The organism is Vibrio sp. 10N.222.49.A3 (assembly GCF_041475145.1).
GTDB classification, from domain to species: domain Bacteria; phylum Pseudomonadota; class Gammaproteobacteria; order Enterobacterales; family Vibrionaceae; genus Vibrio; species Vibrio tasmaniensis_A.
In genome coordinates this window covers 1-451 of the sequence record NZ_JBFRVM010000098.1, presented here as the reverse complement: position 1 = coordinate 451, position 451 = coordinate 1, and the positions used below count along the sequence as shown (strand labels likewise).

The 451-nt window shown below is 48.3% G+C and carries 1 protein-coding gene; it reads right to left on the bottom strand.

What is annotated here, in order from left to right:
• On the bottom strand, positions 1-451 hold a 451-nt coding region (locus tag AB4589_RS17190; protein ID WP_372101252.1), incomplete at both ends, for an IS5 family transposase.

Genomic DNA, 451 nt, shown 5'->3' with positions numbered 1-451 from the left:
ATAACTTCTGGCAACCCACTGCGAGATTTCGAGGATGACCACGCTCCAAGAAGGCAGCCCCTTCTCTTGGGGGAATAAGCGCAACGGCTCGCTTAATCTTAATAGCAGCGTGACATGCTCTCGTGTCGTAAGCGCCATCACCAGACACCTCAAGGATACTTCGGCGTGTTTGTTTCAGTAAGTTCGAGAGTACTTCCCCATCTCTAACCGTCGATAAACTTAGCTCGGCTGCAATAATTACATGAGTGCTTGTATCGACGGCAATATGAAGCTTTCGCCAGACTCTACGCTTGCCATCTGTCCCGTGTTTTTTGACTTTCCATTCACCTTCGCCATAAACCTTTAGGCCAGTCGCATCAATGGCTAGGTGCTGTATCGCTCCTTTCGTTTTTGTCTTAAATGAGACCTCAACTTGCTTTGCTCTACGACTGATGCAGGTGTAATGCGGACA